Source organism: Pseudoalteromonas sp. SR41-4, assembly GCF_014163985.1.
GTDB lineage: Bacteria > Pseudomonadota > Gammaproteobacteria > Enterobacterales > Alteromonadaceae > Pseudoalteromonas > Pseudoalteromonas rhizosphaerae.
Genome location: NZ_JACJEI010000002.1, coordinates 118,918 through 137,640 on the forward strand (window position 1 = coordinate 118,918; position 18,723 = coordinate 137,640).

Consider the following 18,723-nt stretch of genomic DNA (forward strand, 5'->3'; position numbering starts at 1 on the left):
TACTCCCGTTTTTTACTGTTAGGAGGTTAACTTGACTAAATCCGCTCTGTTAGTTCTAGAAGACGGCACAGTGTTTCGCGGTACTGCAATCGGCGCTGACGGCATGTCTGTCGGTGAAGTAGTATTCAATACATCAATGACTGGTTATCAGGAAATTCTGACTGACCCTTCATACGCGGAACAAATCGTAACTTTGACGTACCCACACATAGGTAATACGGGTACTAACAGCGAAGACGAAGAAGCGAGTCACATTTGGGCTAAAGGCCTAGTGATCCGTGATTTGCCACTGCTAGCAAGTAATTTCCGTAACGAGCAATCGTTAGATGATTACTTAAAAGAACGTAATATCTTAGGTATTGCAGACATCGACACCCGTAAGCTTACCCGTATTTTGCGCGATAAAGGCGCTCAAAACGGTTGTATTATTGCAGGTGACGAATTAGATGAAAACCAAGCGCTCGCAGCTGCGCAAGCCTTCCCAGGCTTAAAAGGTATGGATTTAGCGAAAGTAGTATCAACCAAGGAAAATTTCGAGTGGCGTGAATCAAGCTGGACATTAGGCGCAGGGTTCAAAACTCTAAACGCAGCCGATGAAAAGTTTCACGTTGTTGCTTATGATTTCGGTGTGAAGCGTAATATTCTCCGTATGCTTGTAGACCGTGGTTGTAAATTAACCGTTGTACCTGCACAAACCTCGGCAGCTGACGTGTTAGCACTTAACCCAGATGGTATCTTTTTATCGAATGGCCCGGGCGATCCAGAACCGTGTACTTACGCCATTGAAGCAATTAAAGCCTTTTTAGAAACTGAAATTCCTATTTTTGGTATATGTTTAGGTCACCAATTGTTAGCCCTTGCCTCGGGTGCAAAAACAGTGAAAATGAAGTTTGGTCATCACGGTGGTAACCACCCAGTGAAAGATTTAGACCGTAACGTAGTAATGATCACTGCGCAAAACCATGGTTTTGCTGCCGATGAAACAACGTTACCTGATAACCTTCGTGCTACGCATAAATCGTTATTTGACGGAACGTTGCAAGGTATTCACCGCACCGACAAACCTGCTTTTAGCTTCCAAGGTCACCCTGAAGCAAGCCCAGGTCCACACGATGCAGCCCCATTATTTGACCACTTCATCGATTTGATGCAAGCGCGTAACAACTAATTAAACCGGAGTAACAATGCCAAAACGTACCGACATAAAAAGCATTCTTATCCTAGGCGCAGGCCCGATTGTAATCGGCCAAGCCTGTGAATTTGACTACTCTGGTGCTCAAGCGTGTAAAGCACTTAGAGAAGAAGGCTATCGAGTTATTTTAGTTAACTCAAACCCTGCAACAATTATGACCGATCCTGATATGGCTGATGCGACCTACATCGAGCCAATTCATTGGGAAGTGGTAGAAAAAATTATTGAAAAAGAAAAGCCAGATGCAGTGCTACCTACAATGGGTGGTCAAACCGCATTAAACTGTGCGCTAGAACTAGACAAGCACGGTGTGTTGGCAAAGCATGGTGTTGAGCTAATTGGCGCAACAGCTGATGCAATCGATAAAGCAGAAAACCGCGAACGTTTCGACATCGCAATGAGAAATATCGGTTTAGAATGCCCGCGTGCTGAAATTGCTCATTCAATGGATGAAGCAAAAGACATCATCACACGCATTGGTTTACCGTGTATTATTCGACCTTCTTTCACTATGGGCGGCACCGGCGGCGGTGTGGCGTATAACTTAGAAGAGTTTGAAGAAATTTGTGAACGCGGTTTAGACCTTTCTCCAACCAGCGAGCTATTGATTGATGAATCATTGATCGGTTGGAAAGAGTACGAAATGGAAGTTGTGCGTGACAAAAACGACAACTGCATTATCGTTTGTGCAATTGAAAACTTTGACCCAATGGGTGTTCATACTGGCGATTCAATCACCGTTGCTCCTGCGCAAACATTAACTGACAAAGAATACCAACTAATGCGTAATGCCTCTATGGCAGTACTGCGTGAAATTGGTGTTGAAACAGGTGGCTCAAACGTACAGTTTGGTGTTAATCCAGATGACGGCCGTATGGTTATTATCGAGATGAACCCACGTGTATCACGTTCATCAGCACTTGCTTCAAAAGCAACCGGTTTCCCGATTGCTAAAATCGCGGCTAAGCTAGCGGTAGGCTACACACTTGATGAGCTACAAAATGACATCACCGGTGGTAAAACACCTGCGTCGTTCGAGCCATCAATCGACTATGTAGTCACAAAAATTCCTCGCTTTAACTTTGAAAAATTTGCCGGTGCAAACGACCGTTTAACCACACAAATGAAATCTGTAGGCGAAGTAATGGCGATTGGTCGTAACCAACAAGAGTCGTTACAAAAAGCATTACGTGGTCTGGAAGTTGGCGCAACGGGTTTCAACCCAATCGTGGCACTTGACGACCCGAAAGCGAAAGAAAAAATCATCCGTGAATTACGTGAGCCAGGCGCTGAGCGTATTTGGTACATTGCTGATGCAATGCGTCACGGCATGAGCGTTGAAGAAGTGTTTCAGTTAACGAAAGTTGACCGTTGGTACTTAGTACAGATTGAAGACATCTTAAAAGACGAAGCTAAAATTGCCGAAGTGGGCATGGCTGGCTTAAGCGCTGATTTCCTTCGTAAGTTAAAACGTAAAGGTTTTGCTGACCCTCGTATCGCTGAAATTGCCGGTGTGTCTGAAGCTGAAATTCGTAAAAAGCGTCATTTATTAAACATCGTGCCAGTATACAAGCGCGTTGATACGTGCGCTGCAGAGTTTAGCTCTGATACTGCATACATGTACTCAACGTACGACGAAGAGTGTGAAGCTAACCCATCTGATCGTGATAAAATCATGGTTATTGGTGGCGGTCCTAACCGTATCGGTCAAGGTATTGAATTTGATTACTGTTGTGTTCACGCAGCCCTTGCATTACGTGAAGACGGTTACGAAACTATCATGGTTAACTGTAACCCTGAAACGGTTTCTACCGACTACGATACGTCAGACCGTTTATACTTTGAACCAATTACCCTTGAAGACGTACTTGAAATCGTACGTGTAGAAAAGCCTGTTGGTGTAATCGTGCAATACGGTGGTCAAACACCACTTAAACTTGCCCGTGAACTTGAAGCTAACGGCGTGCCAGTAATTGGTACTTCACCAGATGCGATTGACCGTGCAGAAGACCGTGAGCGTTTCCAACAACTTGTTGAGCGTTTAAACCTGCTTCAGCCGGAAAATGCTACTGTTACTTCAACTGAAGAAGCGATTTTAAAATCAGCTGAAATTGGTTTCCCACTGGTTGTACGTCCTTCGTATGTACTAGGTGGTCGTGCAATGGAAATTGTGTATGACGAGCAAGACTTACGTCGTTACATGACCGAAGCCGTATCTGCATCAAACGAAGCACCAGTACTACTTGACCGTTTCTTAGATAACGCGATTGAAGTTGATGTTGACGCAATTTGCGACGGCGAGCAAGTGATCATCGGCGGCATCATGGAACACATTGAACAAGCGGGTGTTCACTCAGGTGACTCAGCCTGTTCATTACCAGCACATTCGTTATCACAAGAAGTGCAAGACGTAATGCGCAAGCAAGTAACTGACATGGCACTGGAGCTTGGCGTGGTTGGTTTGATGAATACACAGTTTGCTGTTAAAGATGGCAAAGTGTACTTAATCGAAGTAAACCCACGTGCAGCGCGTACGGTACCGTTCGTATCAAAAGCGACCGGTGTGGCACTTGCAAAAGTAGCGGCACGTTGTATGGCGGGTCAATCTTTAGCAAGCCAAGGCATTACTAAAGAAGTGATACCACCTTACTACAGCGTAAAAGAAGTGGTATTGCCATTTGCTAAGTTCCAAGGTGTGGATCCTATCCGTGGCCCTGAAATGCGCTCTACTGGTGAAGTAATGGGTGTCGGTGATACATTCGCCGAAGCCTTTGCAAAAGCACAATTAGGTGCAAGCAACACTTTACCACGCGGTGGCCGCGCGTTACTATCTGTGCGTAATAGCGATAAGCCACGTATTGTTGAACTAGCTAAAACCATGACAGACCTAGGTTTTGAACTAGATGCAACAGGTGGCACAGCCGCTGCACTTGAAGATGCTGGTATTGCAGTACGTCGTGTAAACAAAGTATTTGAAGGTCGCCCGCACATTCTTGATAGAATCAAAAATGGCGAGTATAGCTATATCGTTAATACTACCGAAGGTCGCCAAGCGATCGAAGATTCGAAGGTGTTACGTCGTGGTGCATTGCAACACAAAACTAACTATACAACGACCTTGAATGCGGCATTTGCTAACTGTACTGCTAACCAAGCAGACGACCGCAGCAAAGTGACGTCAGTTCAAGAACTACACCTGCGATTGAACTAAGGAAATGTGCCAAGGCCGTTTATCGGCCTTGGGATTAAGTGAGAAAAGTATGCAAACAATTCCGATGACAGTTCGTGGCGCAGATTTAATGCGCAAAGAACTTAACGAATTAAAAACAGTTACCCGTCCAAAAATTGTATCTGATATTGCAGTTGCACGTGAACATGGTGACTTAAAAGAAAACGCTGAATATCACGCAGCGCGTGAGCAACAGGGTTTTTGCGAAGGCCGTATTCAAGAAATTGAAGCTAAGCTTTCAAATGTACAAATCATTGATGTGACTAAACTACCAAATACGGGTAAAGTTATTTTTGGTACCACAGTAACAATCGTTAATGTTGAGACTGATGCTGAAGTTAAATACCAAATTGTTGGTGATGATGAAGCAAGTATTAAAGATAACCGTATTTCGGTTAATTCACCGATTGCCCGTGGTTTAATTGGTAAACAAGCAGATGATGCTGTGATCATTAAAACCCCGAAAGGCGACGTGGAATACGAAATCATTGAGGTTGAGTACATTTAATTACTTTACTCATTTTCACGTTTTTAAAAACCGATGCTTGCATCGGTTTTTTTATGCCATAAACAATCTCGACATTTCTTAATAAATTGGGTACGTTAAGCTAACATATTGATAATTTGCAGATGTTGATGACAGCTATTACTTTTCCTGACGCATTAAAAAACGGCGATAAAATTGCCATTTGCGCATTTTCATCCGGTGTTGAGAGCATCTTTCACCCACGCCTGGAACGCGTACTTTCTGGCTTAACACGCCGTGGCTACCAAGTAGTCGAAGGTAAATGCTTAAGACAACAAAGTAGCCCAGCAAAACAACGCGCTGATGAGCTAATGGCATTCTTACTTGATGACAGCATTGCCGCAATTATGCCGCCGTGGGGTGGTGAGCTTGCCATGGAAGTACTGCCATATCTGGATTTTAATGCAATTAAAAAAGCGCGGCCTAAATGGCTCGTTGGATTTTCTGACATTAGTACACTCGCTTGTACTTTAACGGCCAAATGTGGATGGACCACATTACATTGTACTAACCTAATGCAATTGCACCCAAGCGAGGAAGATACTCACTGCTTACAAGTATTTAAAACGCTTGAATTAGCCGCAGGCGGTGAGTTTACACAAACACCGGCACAATTTTATCAAAGTGATGCGATTAATTATGCCCAGACACCCGACGCACTATTTTCACTCACGCAACCGAGCCAATGGCGCTGCTTAAATGTCAAAGATAATCGCGAAGTGGAACTATCTGGGCGGTTATTTGGCGGGTGTTTAGATACGCTCGGTTTATTACTTGCGTCACCATTTTTAGCCTTGGATGAATTTAAAAAGCAATATGCATCGCATGGACTGGTTTTATATTTAGAAAATGCTGAACTTCACCCCAGTGCATTAGCACGGTTTTTAATAGCACTTAAATTGAATAATGTTTTTAGCGATATTAATGGGTTGATTATCGGAAGAAGTGGGGTGATCAGCGCCCCTGAGCAAACTATAGATTACTACCAAGCACTTACGCTAGCGCTCGGCGAATGTTTATTCCCAGTGATCATCGATGCTGATATCGGACATATCGCACCCAATTTATGTTTAGTGAATGGTGCAAGAGTAAGAATGCTCGCGAAGCTTGAAAATACAGTGGTGTGTAAAGCGCAAATAACAACGTATTTTGGATGATTTATTTAAAACCTGAGCGGAGATTGATTTTTATAGGGTTTGGCAGTTAAATGGTCGGTATGGAGAGATTCGAACTCTCGACCCCTGCCACCCCATGACAGTGCGCTACCAAGCTGCGCTACATACCGACGTTGCAAGCAATAGTACGTATATTTTTTCAAAAATCAATAAGCTTTTGTTTGTTTGAACATTTATTACACGTACTGAGTGAAATAAATCATTTTATGAGGATGTTTAGTTATTTATCCAGTCATTGATCGATTTATACATCACATCTCGTAGTATAGGTTGAGCAGTTTTGTTAGGGTGTATGTTGTCGTTTTGCATCAGGCTATTATCAGCAGCGACATTCAAGATAAAAAATGGCATTAAATGGCTGTTTGTGGCACCAGCAACCTCAGCAAAACTAGCGGTAAATAATCCGGTATAACGTGGCCCATAGTTAGGCGGGATGTGTACTTCCATAATCGCTACTTTGGCATCAGCTTGTTTGCTCTTGCTCACTAAACTGGCTAGGTTTTCTTTTAGGCGTTTAATTGGAAAGCCACGCAGGCCGTCGTTACCACCAAGCTCTATAAGTACATGGCTCGGTTGAAACTCATTAAGTAGGGCGTCTAAACGACGCAGTGCGCCACCGGTGGTTTCGCCACTGATACTGGCATTGATAAGTTGGATTGGTGCTTGCTCGTTGTCGTACTTATCTTGTAACAGTTTAACCCAGCCTTGCTCTTGTTTTAAGCCGTAGGCGGCGCTTAAACTATCACCTAAAATTAAAATTGTGTTGTCAGCTGCCGCACTAAGTGGTTTGATTACTAATAGTAAAACGAAAATAAAACGTAGGATTGAATACATCATATGTCAGCGCTATCTCAATTAAATATCATTCAGGTTAAAGGTCTTTCTAAAACGGTTAATACCCTTGAAGGGGATTTGCCCATCCTCAGTGACATCACCTTTAATGTCAAGTCTGGAGACTCAGTTGCTGTAGTTGGTACCTCAGGTTCAGGTAAATCAACTTTATTAAGTTTGCTCGCAGGGCTTGACCAATCGACTCAGGGATCAATTTATTTAGATGGTGAGCCGCTGCATGAACTTGATGAAGAAGCGCGTGCGGCATTAAGAGCTGCAAAAGTCGGTTTTGTATTTCAATCATTTATGTTGGTACAGAGTTTAACAGCACTTGAGAATGTGATGTTACCGGCAGAGCTTGCTGGTGAAAAAAATGCCAAGCAACAAGCACTCGATCTACTGGAAAAAGTAGGTTTAAGTCATCGAATTGAGCATTATCCGTCGCAATTGTCTGGTGGTGAACAGCAGCGTGTAGCGATTGCTCGTGCATTTATTGGCACACCAAAGATTTTATTCGCTGATGAGCCATCAGCAAATCTTGATAGCAAAAATGGTAAGTTAATTGAGTCACTGTTATTCGAGCTTAATCAGCTTCATGGCACGACGTTGATTTTAGTCACACATGACGAGGCGTTAGCAGCAAAGTGCCAGCATGTGTTACAAATTGAAGCGGGTCAATTAGTTAAAAATACCAATGAGGCTGTGGCGAATGTGGGTTAAATTAGCATTAAAATTATTTAGCCGTGAATTTCGCCGTGGTGAACTCACGGTGATTTGTGCGGCCATAGCGTTGGCAGTATTAACAGTATTAACGCTTTCTATGGTGACTGATCGCATAGGGCAAAGCATAGCGCAAAAAAGCAGTGCCTTTATTGCCGCTGATCGCGTGCTGGCAAGCAACCATGAATTACCCGGTGAATATTTAACAACAGCAGGCGAATACAACTTACAAACCGCACAGCTCACTTACTTTGATACTATGCTGTTTGCTAATGACGAAATGCAATTAAGCTCAGTAAAAGCGGTGTCGGAGCATTACCCACTTAAGGGCGAACTAAAAGTTAAAAGCAGCTTAACCGGCGAGGTTGATGTGGCCACGCAAGGGCCAACTGTTGGTAATGTGTGGTTTAGTGAATCGGTATTTTATGCACTAAATGTAAAAGTAGGTGATACGGTTGAGCTAGGCGCTGCGCAATTTAATATTGAAAAAGTATTGGTGGAAGAGCCAGATGCGCCATTTAATATTTTTTCAAGTAGTCGTCGTGTGTTGTTAAATAACCAAGATGTAGAAAAAACTGAAGTGATCCAGCCGGGCAGCCGTGTTTTTTACCGCCAGTTGTATGCAGGGGATGAGAGTAACCTTACTGACTTTTATAGCTGGTTAAAACCACAAATGAAAGAAAATCAGCAATGGTATGGTGTTAAAGACAGACAATCGCCGATTGCAAATAGCTTAAACCGCGCTGAAAGCTTTTTATTATTAGCGGGGTTATTGGGTATTATTTTAGCGGCGGTGGCGATTGCCGTGTCTGCAAAGCGTTATTGCGAACGCCAATATGACCCAGTTGCGATGATGAAAACCTTAGGTGGTAGCCGATCGACAATTCGCAAAATTTACTTACTGCATTTATCACTGGTGTGTGCTTTGTCGGTCATACTTGGCTTAGCCATTGGCTATGGTTTACAAGAGATAGCCACTAGTTATTTAGCTAAATCAATGAACAATACTCTTCCTGCAGCGGGTATAAAACCGTGGTTTGTGGCGATTAGTACTGGCGTTATCTGTGCGGTGATGTTTTCAATCAAGCCGTTATTAGATTTATTTGATATTCCACCGCTTAGGGTATTACGCCGTAACTTAGGCGATAAGCTATTAGTAAGTAAAGTGCATTTAGCGATGTCGGGCTTAACGGTCTTTTTATTAATGTGGTTGTTTAGTAATAACCTTAAAATTACCGCTATTTTGTTTGTCTCTACTTTAATTTTGATTGCAATACTGTTTGTATTATCGCGGTTAATTTTTGGCAGCGGACGTAAACTAGGATTGCGCCCGGGGAATAGTTGGTCATTAGCGATTGCTTCGTTGCAAAAACGTGCCAATGCTAATGCGGTACAGTTGATCAGTTTTTCGTTGGCAATAAAGCTATTGTTATTTTTAGTGGTGCTGAAAAACGATATGATCGCAGATTGGCAATCGCAACTTCCAAGCGACGCGCCGAATGCTTTTTTAGTCAATATAACCGAAACTGAATTGCCAGACGTAACAAGCTTTTTAGAGCAAAAAAATATTCAAGTATCTGAGTTTTACCCGACTATTCGTGGTCGCGTAAACGCTGTTAACGGTGAATTAGTTGCTCGCGAAGTCTCATTGCAAGACAACGAGAAGAAAGACGAAGAAGCACGCGCAGGTATTGGTCGAGAGCTAAATCTTACATGGTTAGAGCAAGTCCCTGTGCAAAATGAGATCATAGACGGGCAGTGGTTTGGCGACAATGCCACCGCTGAAGCATCGATCGAAGAATCTATGCTAGAACGCTTAGATGTGAAACTGGGTGATACGCTAACATTTTTGATTGGCGCCCAGTCATTTGATGCCAAAATCACCAGTGTTCGTAAAGTTAATTGGGCTACTTTGAAGCCTAATTTCTTTATTATATTAAGCCCTGATGTATTGGCTGATTTTCCTGCGACGTATATTTCATCGGTGCGTATCGAAGCCGATCAAAAACGCAATTTTAGTGAGCTACTACGTGCCTACCCGACAATCAACGCCATCGACGTTGACAGCTTTGTCAAACAAATACGCTCTACTATTTCGCAAGTGTCATTAGCAATTGGATTTGTACTGGCGATAGTGGTGATGTGTGGTGGCTTGGTTTTAATTTCGCAAGTGCAAGCAAGCCTTGGTGAACGGATGCAGGAAATTGTCATATTGCGTACCTTAGGCGCCAAAGGGCGGCTAATAAAAAATGCCACTTTATATGAGTTTTTATTGTTGGGCAGCGCTGCTGGTTTTGTCGCTGCGCTGGTCAGTGATGTGGCTTTATTAATAGTGCAACGTGAGATGTTTGATTTAGCTGGTAAGTTACACCCACACATTTGGTTAATAGGGCCATTAGTGGGTGGTGTGTTTGTGGCGTCACTGGGCTACTTTATGATAGCTAGAACCATGCGTAAAAATACCCAAGGGTTACTGCGCTCTTTAGCCTAAAAGGTTAGCGATTGAACAAGCCCGTTTTTACGGGCTTTTTTTATGCCAATAATGCACTGGTAATTTATACAGTGCTCTGGCATTATTAGCGTACTTAACTATTTACACTGATTGGGCAAGTATTGGCTATTATTTTAGGGATTGATCCTGGCTCACGATTAACCGGTTATGGGGTGATTGCCCATCAAGGTGCTAAATTTACTTATTTAGGAAGCGGTTGTATAAAACTGGCCGATCACGAGTTTCCTATTCGATTAAAAATGATTTATCAGGGGATCAGTCAACTAATCGAACAATTCTCTCCCGATCATTTTGCCATTGAAAAAGTATTTATGGCGCATAATCCTGATTCAGCTCTTAAATTAGGCCAAGCCAGAGGTGCTGCAATTGTTGGTGCGGCAATGGCTGAGTTACCGGTGTTTGAATACTCGGCGCGGCAAATTAAACAAGCGGTGGTAGGGCACGGTGGTGCCGATAAATCGCAAGTGCAGCATATGGTTAAAAATATTTTAAAATTACCAGGCACACCGCAAGCGGATGCAGCCGATGCATTAGCCATTGCGATATGCCATGCTCATTCCGATCAAAATTTAATAAAACTAGCGGGCAGTGCCAGTAAAACCGTTAGAGGACGATTAAGGAAATAACATGATAGGTCGCTTAAATGGCATCTTAGTAGAAAAACAACCGCCAGAAATTTTGCTTGAAGTAAGCGGTGTTGGTTACGAAGTTAACATGCCGATGACGTGTTTTTATGATTTACCAAACATTGGCGAAAATGCCATTGTGTATACTCATTTTGTAGTAAGAGAAGACGCCCAGTTATTATTTGGCTTTAATAATAAAATTGAGCGAGCATTATTTAGAGAGCTATTAAAAGCCAATGGCGTTGGGCCAAAGCTCGGATTAGCAATACTTTCAGGGATGTCGGCTAAGCAATTTGTTAGCTGTGTGAATAACGAAGATGCCACCAGTTTAGTGAAACTGCCAGGTGTAGGTAAAAAAACCGCAGAGCGCCTGGTACTTGAAATGAAAGACCGATTAAAAGATTGGGGTAATGACTTATTCACGCCATTTAGTGATAATGCAGTTATAGAGCCCGCCTCTGACGCACTTATTGCTAATAATGCGGCAGATGATGCAATCTCTGCGTTAGTGTCATTAGGTTATAAATTGGCGCAAGCACAAAAAACAGTAAAATCAGTGGCCAAGCCTGGTATGTCTACAGAGGTTCTGATCAAAGAATCTCTAAAATCAATGTTGTGAGTAAACCATGATTGAAGCGGATCGTTTAATAGATGCGACTGAACAAAGTAATGAAGATGTAGTCGATCGCGCGATTAGACCAAAACTATTAGCCGATTATACTGGTCAGCCCCATGTTAAACAGCAAATGGAAATATTTATAGAAGCTGCACGTAGTCGGGGTGAAGCGCTTGATCATTTATTAATATTTGGTCCGCCGGGTTTGGGGAAAACCACACTAGCAAACATTGTTGCCAATGAGCTGAATGTCAGTATTAAAACAACCTCGGGCCCAGTGCTTGAAAAAGCCGGTGATTTAGCCGCACTACTGACCAATTTAGAAGAAGGCGATGTACTTTTTATTGATGAAATACATAGGCTAAGCCCGCAAGTTGAAGAAATACTCTATCCTGCAATGGAAGATTATCAACTCGATTTAATGATTGGTGAAGGGCCCGCAGCTCGTTCCATTAAGCTCGATTTACCCGCTTTTACCTTAATTGGCGCAACCACTCGCGCAGGCTCGTTAACCTCACCACTTAGAGACCGTTTTGGTATTGTGCAGCGTTTAGAGTTTTATTCGGTGGCAGATTTATCGACTATAGTGGGGCGTTCTGCTCATTATTTAAATTTAGCCATGTGTGATGAAGGTGCCATTGAAATTGCTAAACGCTCTCGTGGTACGCCACGTATCGCTAATCGATTATTACGCCGGGTACGAGATTACACGCAAGTTAAATCAGACGGTACTGTAAATGCCGAAGTAGCAGAGCTGGCACTTAATATGATTGATGTCGATAAAAGCGGCTTTGATTATATGGACCGTAAATATTTACTCGCGATCATTGAAAAGTTTATGGGGGGTCCGGTAGGGTTAGACAACTTAGCCGCCGCTATCGGTGAAGAAAAAGAAACCATTGAAGATGTGATCGAGCCTTACCTCATCCAGCAAGGATTTATCCAACGTACGCCAAGAGGGCGTATTGTGTCTGATAACGCCTATCATCACTTTGGCTTATTACCCAAACAAGAATAAAGTACATTTATTGTAGCTGTATGCGTGCGTATGGCTGCAAACCCACCTCACACATCTTCTATACTGTTCTTTTAGCCACTATTCAAATGTCTATTTTGCTGTGTTTAAGTTAATCGCGTGATTAGCATATTACTTAAAGTTTAGATTATGTAGTTATTTGGGCTAATACAATTCACATGCTGTTAAGTTTGTAAACGATATTGTATGCGCCATAGCGAGGTAGTGCTGTGCGTGATTTGCAGGCAAAAAAAAGCCCGCATAAAATGCGGGCAAACAACAAGTTGAAGGAAGTAATCTAAGTAACACTGCTTAAATTCATCAAGTTTTATCAAGAAGACTTTAAGCATAGCAATACGAAAAATCAGAATCATATTGCAAAGAACTGGGCTGAATGAAGTATTCATTGCTGCGCTAGCTCGGTATGGGAGAATAATACGCAATAGTTGGTTTTTGTTCAAACTAGAAAAATTTAATTTTCAGATAAAAAAAACTAATAGCAAGATTTTTATGAACGCTTTATTTTTGTTCATAAAGTTCACGGTAATATATTAATTTGTTGAATTTGTGATGTTTTATTTGTTTGAGTGTTTTTTTTATAGATTAGTTAAACTGTTGCATTGACCATGCTTGCAGTCAATTATGCTTGTTTATTCATTAAGAGTGAATAAACGGGGTGTTTTACACAGTTTTTGTTTATAAATAAGCACCGCAGCATGTATTTACCTTAACAGCCCAGTCTTAAATAGTTGCGTTAAGATTGACTAATAAGGTTATAAAAATGATGTCAGCCTGCTCTTCAACGTTTTTTGTTGCTAATTCACAGCAATAGCGTTGTCAGTACTGAGCTGAATCGATACACTAGTTGCAACTTTTGGCCATTTTTTCGGTCATATACCTAGCGTATAATGAAATGTTATTTATACAAGAAATCTTATTAGGAGTTTAATGTGGGTTCAGGGCTTAATTTTTTAGATTTAATTCTAGAAGCAAGTTTTCTTGTGCAATTAGTTATGCTGGCATTAGTAGGTATGTCAGTGATGTCATGGGCAATTATTTTTCAGCGCAAAAAAGCAATTTCAGATGCATTATCCAATACTAAGCGATTTGAGCAAAAATTTTGGTCAGGCATTGATTTAAGTAAACTCTACAATGAGATCTCATCGCGTAGCGGTAGCTCAACCGGCGTTGAAGCATTATTTATAGCAGGCTTTAAAGAGTTTGCTCGCCATAAGAAAAACTCTTTTCAAAGTGCTAGCATTGTAATGGAAGGGACGCATCGTTCAATGCGAGTTGCGTTATCTCGTGAAATCGAAAAATTAGAATCAAGTTTATCGTTTTTAGCAACAGTGGGGTCTATCAGTCCTTACATTGGTTTGTTTGGGACTGTGTGGGGCATTATGAATGCCTTTATCGCGTTAGGCGAAGTTAAGCAAGCAACCTTGCAAATGGTTGCCCCAGGTATAGCTGAAGCGCTTATTGCAACAGCTATGGGGTTATTTGCAGCTATTCCTGCGGTTATTGCATACAACCGTTTTGCTAATAGAGTTGAAAAGCTAGAATCTAACTACATTAACTTTATGGAAGAGTTTGCAAATATTTTACACCGTCAAGCAGCTACCCAAATAGAGGCAAAAGCGAATGTATCAGCGTAAGAAGCGTCGTCCTGTTGCAGAGATAAACGTAGTTCCTTACATTGATGTAATGCTGGTGCTACTGATTATTTTTATGGCTACTGCGCCTTTGATCACTCATGGTGTTAAAGTTGATTTGCCAAAAATGGAAGAATCAGATTTAGTCGATACTAAAGATACGCCACCGATCATTGCTTCAATTGATGCACAAGGTAAGTACTATGTCAGTATTGGTACTGATCCAGAAGAACCGATGGAAGCATTAGATGTTGCCGCTGTTATTAAGTTGCAACTGATGAAAAACCCAGAAACTCCAGTGATGATCAAAGGCTCAGGTAAAGTATCGTATCAAGAAGTATTATTATTGATGGATTTCTTAAAAAATGCCGGTGTACCTTCAGTTGGATTAATGACTGAGTCGTTTGAAGGGAATAAAAACTAATATGGGTGCTTCAGTATTAAAATCAGTGTTATTGCACCTCGCTATAATAGGCGTTCTGGTAGGAACCGCGAGTTTTCATACTTCACCGCCTAAAGTAATGGAAGTCACCTTGAACAAGGCTATGCCTGATGCTGAAAATGCTGTTTCAGCAGTGACTGTTGACCAGAAAATGGTTGAACAAAAAATTGCTGAGTTGAAACGCAAAGAAGATGATAAAAAACGTGCTGAAGATAAACGCATTCGTGATTTAGAGCGCCGAGCATCTGATGCACGTAAACAACGTGAAGCTGAAGATCGTCGAATTAAGAAGCTAGAGCAAGAGCGCCGAGCAAAAGAGAAAGAAACGGCACAAGCGCAAGCACAGGCTAAAAAAGCGCGTGAAATAGAGCAAAAAGAACGTGAAAAAGCGCAGCAGGCTGAAAAGCAAAAAGAAGCGTCTGAGTTAGCTGCAAAAGCGGCAGCTGAGAAACGTAAACAGGCAGAAGAGGCATTAAAAAAAGCCGAAGACGACCGCAAACGTGAAGAGTTAGCCGCTAAAAAACGCGCAGAAGCTGCTGAAGAGGCGCGTCAAAAAGCATTACAAGAGCAAATGCTGCAAGAGCAGTTAGCCACAGAGCAAGCCGCGCGAAATAAATTGCGTCAGCAACAGGTCGGCACTGAGGTTGATAAATACAAAGCATTAATTATGGCGCGTATTCAGCAAAATTTATTAATTGATGAAAAAATGAAAAACCAACAATGCCGTGTGAATATTCGCTTAGGTTTTAATGGTCTGGTCACACAAGTGAAATCTTTAGGTGGTGATAAGTTAGTATGCGAAGCGGCGCTAAGGGCGGTTCGTATGGCTGAAACACTGCCGGTATCTAAAGATCAAGACGTGTTTGAGCAATTAAAAAATATTAACTTAACGATCAAGCCACAATTTTAAAGGAATTATATGTTCAATCAGTTGAAAACAGTTTGTTTAATTTTAGTTCTTGGCTTTACCAGTGTTGCAAATGCTGCGCTTGAAATAGTCATAACAGAAGGTGTTGATAGTGCACGCCCTATAGCCATCATCCCTTTTAAATATAAAGGTGTTGGGCCAATTCCACAAAAGCTCAGTGATGTTATTGCTGCCGATTTGATGCGCAGTGGTAAATTTAAACCAATTAGTGTTGACGAAATGCCACAGCTGCCAAGCAAAAATGCAGATATAGATTATGGTGCGTGGGTAAATAAGGGTGTTGAAGCAATTTTAGTTGGTGAAGTTGAACAGCAAACAGATGGCCGTTATTTGGTACGTTATGAGCTTGTTGATGTTATTCGCGGCCAAATCACCGGCGGTGAAACGCAAATGATGAGCAATGGTAAATTAGTTAAAAATCAAGATCATGTTCAAGAAGCACGCGAAAGTGTGATAAGCGAATCTGGGTTTAGACGCTACGCTCATCGTATTAGTGATGTTATTTATGAAAAACTTACCGGTGAGCGCGGTGCCTTTTTAACAAAAATTGCTTATGTCATTGTGCGTGATGACGAACCAAAACCTTATCAGCTTGTTGTTGCTGATTACGATGGGTTTAATGAACAAGTTTTATTACGCTCTCAAGAGCCGTTAATGTCCCCAGCATGGTCACCTGATGGTACTAAATTAGCTTATGTGACGTTTGAAAATCGTCAAAGCCAAATCTATATGCAAGATTTATACACTGGTAAGCGTGAAATCATTACCAGCCATCAAGGTATCAATGGTGCGCCACAGTTTTCACCTGACGGTAAAAAACTATTATTAGTACTGTCAAAAGACAGAAACGGTGCCACAGAAGTGTATATGTTAGATTTAGCTACACGTAAAGAAACACGCCTTACTCGCCACCGTAGTATAGATACTGAACCGTCTTGGCATCCGAATGGTCAAGATATCGTGTTTACCTCGGAAAGGGGTGGTAATGCTCAGATTTATAAGTTAAATTTACAAACAGGTAGGTCACAACGAATGACCTTTGATGGTGATATGAATCTAGCAGGTTCTATTACCCCTGATGGCAAAGAATTAGTGATGGTTAACCGTACTAACGGGCAGTACCATCTTGCTAAGAAAGAGCTGGCTACTGGAGCGTTTCAAGTATTAACTCGAACGCGTCTAGATGAATCACCGAGTATAGCACCTAATGGCTCGATGATTATTTATAGCACGCTACATAATAATAAGCAGGTACTAGCGCTGGTATCAATGGACGGTCGTTTTAAAGCACGTTTACCTGTGCTAAATGGACAAGTAAAGGCACCCGCGTGGTCGCCTTATTTACAGTAATATTTGCTGGTTTACTCAATATAGGAATCTACTCAATGCAACTTAATAAAATACTTAAAGGCCTGCTAATTGCTGTGCCTGTTATGACTCTAGCAGCTTGTAGCTCATCTTCAGATATCGACGAAGGTGCAGCAAATCAATCAAATCAAGCGACAGTTGAGCAAACAGCTAATAATGACACTGTTGAAGTGGCAACATTAACACCTGATCAAAAAGCACAAGAAGAACTCACTCAAAAATACGAAGCATTACGTGAAAAGCAAGTAATTTACTTTGATTTTGATAAAGCGACGATTCAAGGTCAGTACGGTGAATTACTTCGAGCTCATGCTGAGTTTTTAGTAAAGAATCCATCAGTTAAAGTACTAATTGAAGGTCATGCAGATGAGCGTGGTACACCTGAGTACAATATCGCATTGGGTGAGCATCGTGGTCAAGCAGTTGAAAAATACCTTCAAAGTTTAGGTGTTTCTGCAAGCCAAATGTCAGTAGTGAGCTACGGTGAAGAAAAGCCGATGGTTAAATCACGCACTGAATCTGCTTTCGCTAAAAACCGCCGTGCGGTACTAGTTTACTAAATTAGAGACATTATGAAGCCGAAAATTATTTTGGCAGCCATGATATTGAGCGGGAGCACCCAAGTTTGGGCTGCTCCCGCTCCTGTTTCAGAAGCTGCGAGTTCACAATCGAGTATAGAAAAACGCCTTGCTGCCCTTGAAAGTATGATGCAGTCGAGAAATTTATTACAAGTTGAGTTACAGCAACAGCTAAATATGCTGCAAGATGAAGTGAGTCAAGTTCGCGGGATCACCGAAGAACAGACCTATAAGCTTGAGAAAGTACTGCAACGCCAACGTGAGCTGTATCAAGAAATTGAAAATCGCGTGAGCCAAGCTTACTCGCAACCCAGTACAGAGCAATATGCAGAGCCTGTTGCATCGCAAGCTATTAGTTCGGATCTGTCTGAGAATGAGGCTTACGAGCGTGCAGTAGCATTAATTATGAAGGACAAGCGCTACGATCAGGCAATTCCAGAGTTTCAAACGTTTTTAACAACGTATCCAAATTCTGTTTATGCGTCCAACGCTCATTATTGGTTAGGGCAATTGCTGACAATTAAAAATGATGCAGTAAAAGCATCGGAACATTTTAAAGTTGTTGTAAATGAATTTCCAAATTCAAATAAGCGTCCAGATGCAATGTTAAAGCTTGGAACTTTATTGCAAGAGCAAGGTTTAGCCGATCAAGCATCAAAAACCTTTCAGGATCTGCTTAACCAATACCCAAGTACAACTGCTGCAAAATTGGCCACTGATCGCCTTTCAAAAATGTAGAATCAGCTTGATTAGACTGCTTTTTGTCATAAGCGGTCTAAAATTGGTCAGCTAGACATAAAAACTTAAAAAAAGAGACATTTTCTGTTGCACTCATTTTTTAAATAAGTATTATAAGCGCCCGCAGCAAACGAATGGTTCAACCACTCAAATTGCGGCAAAAAGAGCGGGTCATTAGCTCAGTTGGTAGAGCAGTGGACTTTTAATCCATTGGTCGATGGTTCAAGTCCATCATGACCCACCATTCATTAGTAAGTTATAGAATGGTCTTTTATCGGCGGATTTACGTATTAGTGTTTGGTTGCATTTAGTTGCAACAGCAGAGCGGGTCATTAGCTCAGTTGGTAGAGCAGTGGACTTTTAATCCATTGGTCGATGGTTCAAGTCCATCATGACCCACCATTCTTTATTCGTAGAATAGTAGAGTGGTTATAATCGGCGGATTTACGCAGCGTGCTTAGGCACATCAGAGCGGGTCATTAGCTCAGTTGGTAGAGCAGTGGACTTTTAATCCATTGGTCGATGGTTCAAGTCCATCATGACCCACCATTCTTTATTCGTAGAATAGTAGAGTG

General features: G+C 41.8%; 16 protein-coding genes and 4 tRNA genes. 18 read left to right on the forward strand and 2 right to left on the reverse strand.

What is annotated here, in order from left to right:
• Nucleotides 1-31: 31 nt before the first annotated feature.
• The 4 genes from carA to H5180_RS02190 all read left to right on the forward strand — a co-directional run bounded on the left by carA (nt 32) and on the right by H5180_RS02190 (nt 6,104).
• Nucleotides 32-1,168, forward strand: a complete 1,137-nt coding sequence (gene carA, locus H5180_RS02175) for a glutamine-hydrolyzing carbamoyl-phosphate synthase small subunit (RefSeq protein WP_145233083.1) — start codon at nt 32-34, stop codon at nt 1,166-1,168.
• A 16-nt stretch (nt 1,169-1,184) separates the two neighbouring features.
• Nucleotides 1,185-4,403 (forward strand): carbamoyl-phosphate synthase large subunit, encoded by a 3,219-nt coding sequence (gene carB, locus H5180_RS02180; protein WP_145233084.1) that lies wholly within the window; start codon nt 1,185-1,187, stop codon nt 4,401-4,403.
• Between the two features lie 49 nt (nt 4,404-4,452).
• A complete protein-coding gene (gene greA, locus H5180_RS02185; protein ID WP_145233085.1) occupies nt 4,453-4,929 on the forward strand; it encodes a transcription elongation factor GreA in 477 nt (158 codons plus the stop codon).
• 128 nt (nt 4,930-5,057) lie between these two features.
• Nucleotides 5,058-6,104 (forward strand): S66 peptidase family protein, encoded by a 1,047-nt coding sequence (locus H5180_RS02190; RefSeq protein WP_145233086.1) that lies wholly within the window; start codon nt 5,058-5,060, stop codon nt 6,102-6,104.
• Nucleotides 6,105-6,155: 51 nt separating this feature from the next.
• Here the strand turns inward: H5180_RS02190 and H5180_RS02195 are convergent.
• Together H5180_RS02195 and H5180_RS02200 are read right to left on the reverse strand one after the other, a co-directional pair.
• Nucleotides 6,156-6,232: transfer RNA gene (locus H5180_RS02195), tRNA-Pro, on the reverse strand.
• Nucleotides 6,233-6,338: 106 nt separating this feature from the next.
• Entirely contained in the window at nt 6,339-6,959 is a 621-nt protein-coding gene (locus H5180_RS02200) for an arylesterase (RefSeq protein ID WP_145233087.1), read from the reverse strand.
• Here H5180_RS02200 and H5180_RS02205 point away from each other — a divergent pair, their 5' ends adjacent.
• The 14 genes from H5180_RS02205 to H5180_RS02270 all read left to right on the forward strand — a co-directional run bounded on the left by H5180_RS02205 (nt 6,960) and on the right by H5180_RS02270 (nt 18,697).
• Nucleotides 6,960-7,673 (forward strand): ABC transporter ATP-binding protein, encoded by a 714-nt coding sequence (locus tag H5180_RS02205; protein ID WP_145233088.1) that lies wholly within the window; start codon nt 6,960-6,962, stop codon nt 7,671-7,673.
• Nucleotides 7,663-10,164, forward strand: coding sequence for an ABC transporter permease (locus tag H5180_RS02210; RefSeq protein ID WP_182757594.1), 2,502 nt, complete (start codon nt 7,663-7,665; stop codon nt 10,162-10,164). The genes H5180_RS02205 and H5180_RS02210 overlap by 11 nt, the downstream gene beginning before the upstream one ends.
• 122 nt (nt 10,165-10,286) lie before the next feature.
• Nucleotides 10,287-10,811 (forward strand): crossover junction endodeoxyribonuclease RuvC, encoded by a 525-nt coding sequence (gene ruvC, locus H5180_RS02215; RefSeq protein ID WP_145233090.1) that lies wholly within the window; start codon nt 10,287-10,289, stop codon nt 10,809-10,811.
• Between the two features lies 1 nt (nt 10,812).
• A complete protein-coding gene (ruvA, locus tag H5180_RS02220) occupies nt 10,813-11,430 on the forward strand; it encodes a Holliday junction branch migration protein RuvA (protein ID WP_145233091.1) in 618 nt (205 codons plus the stop codon).
• 7 nt (nt 11,431-11,437) lie between these two features.
• Nucleotides 11,438-12,445, forward strand: coding sequence for a Holliday junction branch migration DNA helicase RuvB (gene ruvB / locus H5180_RS02225; protein ID WP_145233092.1), 1,008 nt, complete (start codon nt 11,438-11,440; stop codon nt 12,443-12,445).
• A 947-nt stretch (nt 12,446-13,392) separates the two neighbouring features.
• Entirely contained in the window at nt 13,393-14,097 is a 705-nt protein-coding gene (gene tolQ / locus H5180_RS02230; RefSeq protein WP_145233093.1) for a protein TolQ, read from the forward strand.
• Nucleotides 14,084-14,518 carry a protein TolR gene (tolR, locus tag H5180_RS02235; protein WP_145233094.1) on the forward strand — a complete coding sequence of 145 codons (435 nt, stop codon included), beginning with the start codon at nt 14,084-14,086 and terminating at the stop codon, nt 14,516-14,518. The genes tolQ and tolR overlap by 14 nt, the downstream gene beginning before the upstream one ends.
• A 1-nt stretch (nt 14,519) precedes the next feature.
• Nucleotides 14,520-15,446 carry a cell envelope integrity protein TolA gene (gene tolA, locus H5180_RS02240; protein ID WP_145233095.1) on the forward strand — a complete coding sequence of 309 codons (927 nt, stop codon included), beginning with the start codon at nt 14,520-14,522 and terminating at the stop codon, nt 15,444-15,446.
• 9 nt (nt 15,447-15,455) lie between these two features.
• A complete protein-coding gene (gene tolB / locus H5180_RS02245; RefSeq protein WP_145233096.1) occupies nt 15,456-16,814 on the forward strand; it encodes a Tol-Pal system beta propeller repeat protein TolB in 1,359 nt (452 codons plus the stop codon).
• A gap of 35 nt (nt 16,815-16,849) precedes the next feature.
• Entirely contained in the window at nt 16,850-17,392 is a 543-nt protein-coding gene (gene pal / locus H5180_RS02250) for a peptidoglycan-associated lipoprotein Pal (RefSeq protein WP_145233097.1), read from the forward strand.
• A gap of 12 nt (nt 17,393-17,404) precedes the next feature.
• Nucleotides 17,405-18,148 carry a tol-pal system protein YbgF gene (ybgF, locus tag H5180_RS02255; RefSeq protein WP_182730648.1) on the forward strand — a complete coding sequence of 248 codons (744 nt, stop codon included), beginning with the start codon at nt 17,405-17,407 and terminating at the stop codon, nt 18,146-18,148.
• Nucleotides 18,149-18,316: 168 nt separating this feature from the next.
• Nucleotides 18,317-18,392, forward strand: a tRNA-Lys gene (locus H5180_RS02260).
• Between the two features lie 82 nt (nt 18,393-18,474).
• Nucleotides 18,475-18,550, forward strand: a tRNA-Lys gene (locus H5180_RS02265).
• A gap of 71 nt (nt 18,551-18,621) precedes the next feature.
• Nucleotides 18,622-18,697: transfer RNA gene (locus tag H5180_RS02270), tRNA-Lys, on the forward strand.
• Nucleotides 18,698-18,723 lie beyond the last annotated feature (26 nt).

What these genes read in the sequence shown, in the direction of transcription:
- carB (WP_145233084.1), top strand. Translation starts at nt 1,185, where the DNA reads ATGCCAAAACGTACCGACATAAAAAGCATTCTTATCCTAGGCGCAGGC.
- greA (WP_145233085.1), top strand. Translation starts at nt 4,453, where the DNA reads ATGCAAACAATTCCGATGACAGTTCGTGGCGCAGATTTAATGCGCAAA.
- H5180_RS02190 (WP_145233086.1), top strand. Translation starts at nt 5,058, where the DNA reads ATGACAGCTATTACTTTTCCTGACGCATTAAAAAACGGCGATAAAATT.
- H5180_RS02200 (WP_145233087.1), bottom strand. Translation starts at nt 6,959, where the DNA reads ATGATGTATTCAATCCTACGTTTTATTTTCGTTTTACTATTAGTAATC.
- H5180_RS02205 (WP_145233088.1), top strand. Translation starts at nt 6,960, where the DNA reads ATGTCAGCGCTATCTCAATTAAATATCATTCAGGTTAAAGGTCTTTCT.
- H5180_RS02210 (WP_182757594.1), top strand. Translation starts at nt 7,663, where the DNA reads ATGTGGGTTAAATTAGCATTAAAATTATTTAGCCGTGAATTTCGCCGT.
- ruvA (WP_145233091.1), top strand. Translation starts at nt 10,813, where the DNA reads ATGATAGGTCGCTTAAATGGCATCTTAGTAGAAAAACAACCGCCAGAA.
- ruvB (WP_145233092.1), top strand. Translation starts at nt 11,438, where the DNA reads ATGATTGAAGCGGATCGTTTAATAGATGCGACTGAACAAAGTAATGAA.
- tolR (WP_145233094.1), top strand. Translation starts at nt 14,084, where the DNA reads ATGTATCAGCGTAAGAAGCGTCGTCCTGTTGCAGAGATAAACGTAGTT.
- tolA (WP_145233095.1), top strand. Translation starts at nt 14,520, where the DNA reads ATGGGTGCTTCAGTATTAAAATCAGTGTTATTGCACCTCGCTATAATA.
- tolB (WP_145233096.1), top strand. Translation starts at nt 15,456, where the DNA reads ATGTTCAATCAGTTGAAAACAGTTTGTTTAATTTTAGTTCTTGGCTTT.
- pal (WP_145233097.1), top strand. Translation starts at nt 16,850, where the DNA reads ATGCAACTTAATAAAATACTTAAAGGCCTGCTAATTGCTGTGCCTGTT.
- ybgF (WP_182730648.1), top strand. Translation starts at nt 17,405, where the DNA reads ATGAAGCCGAAAATTATTTTGGCAGCCATGATATTGAGCGGGAGCACC.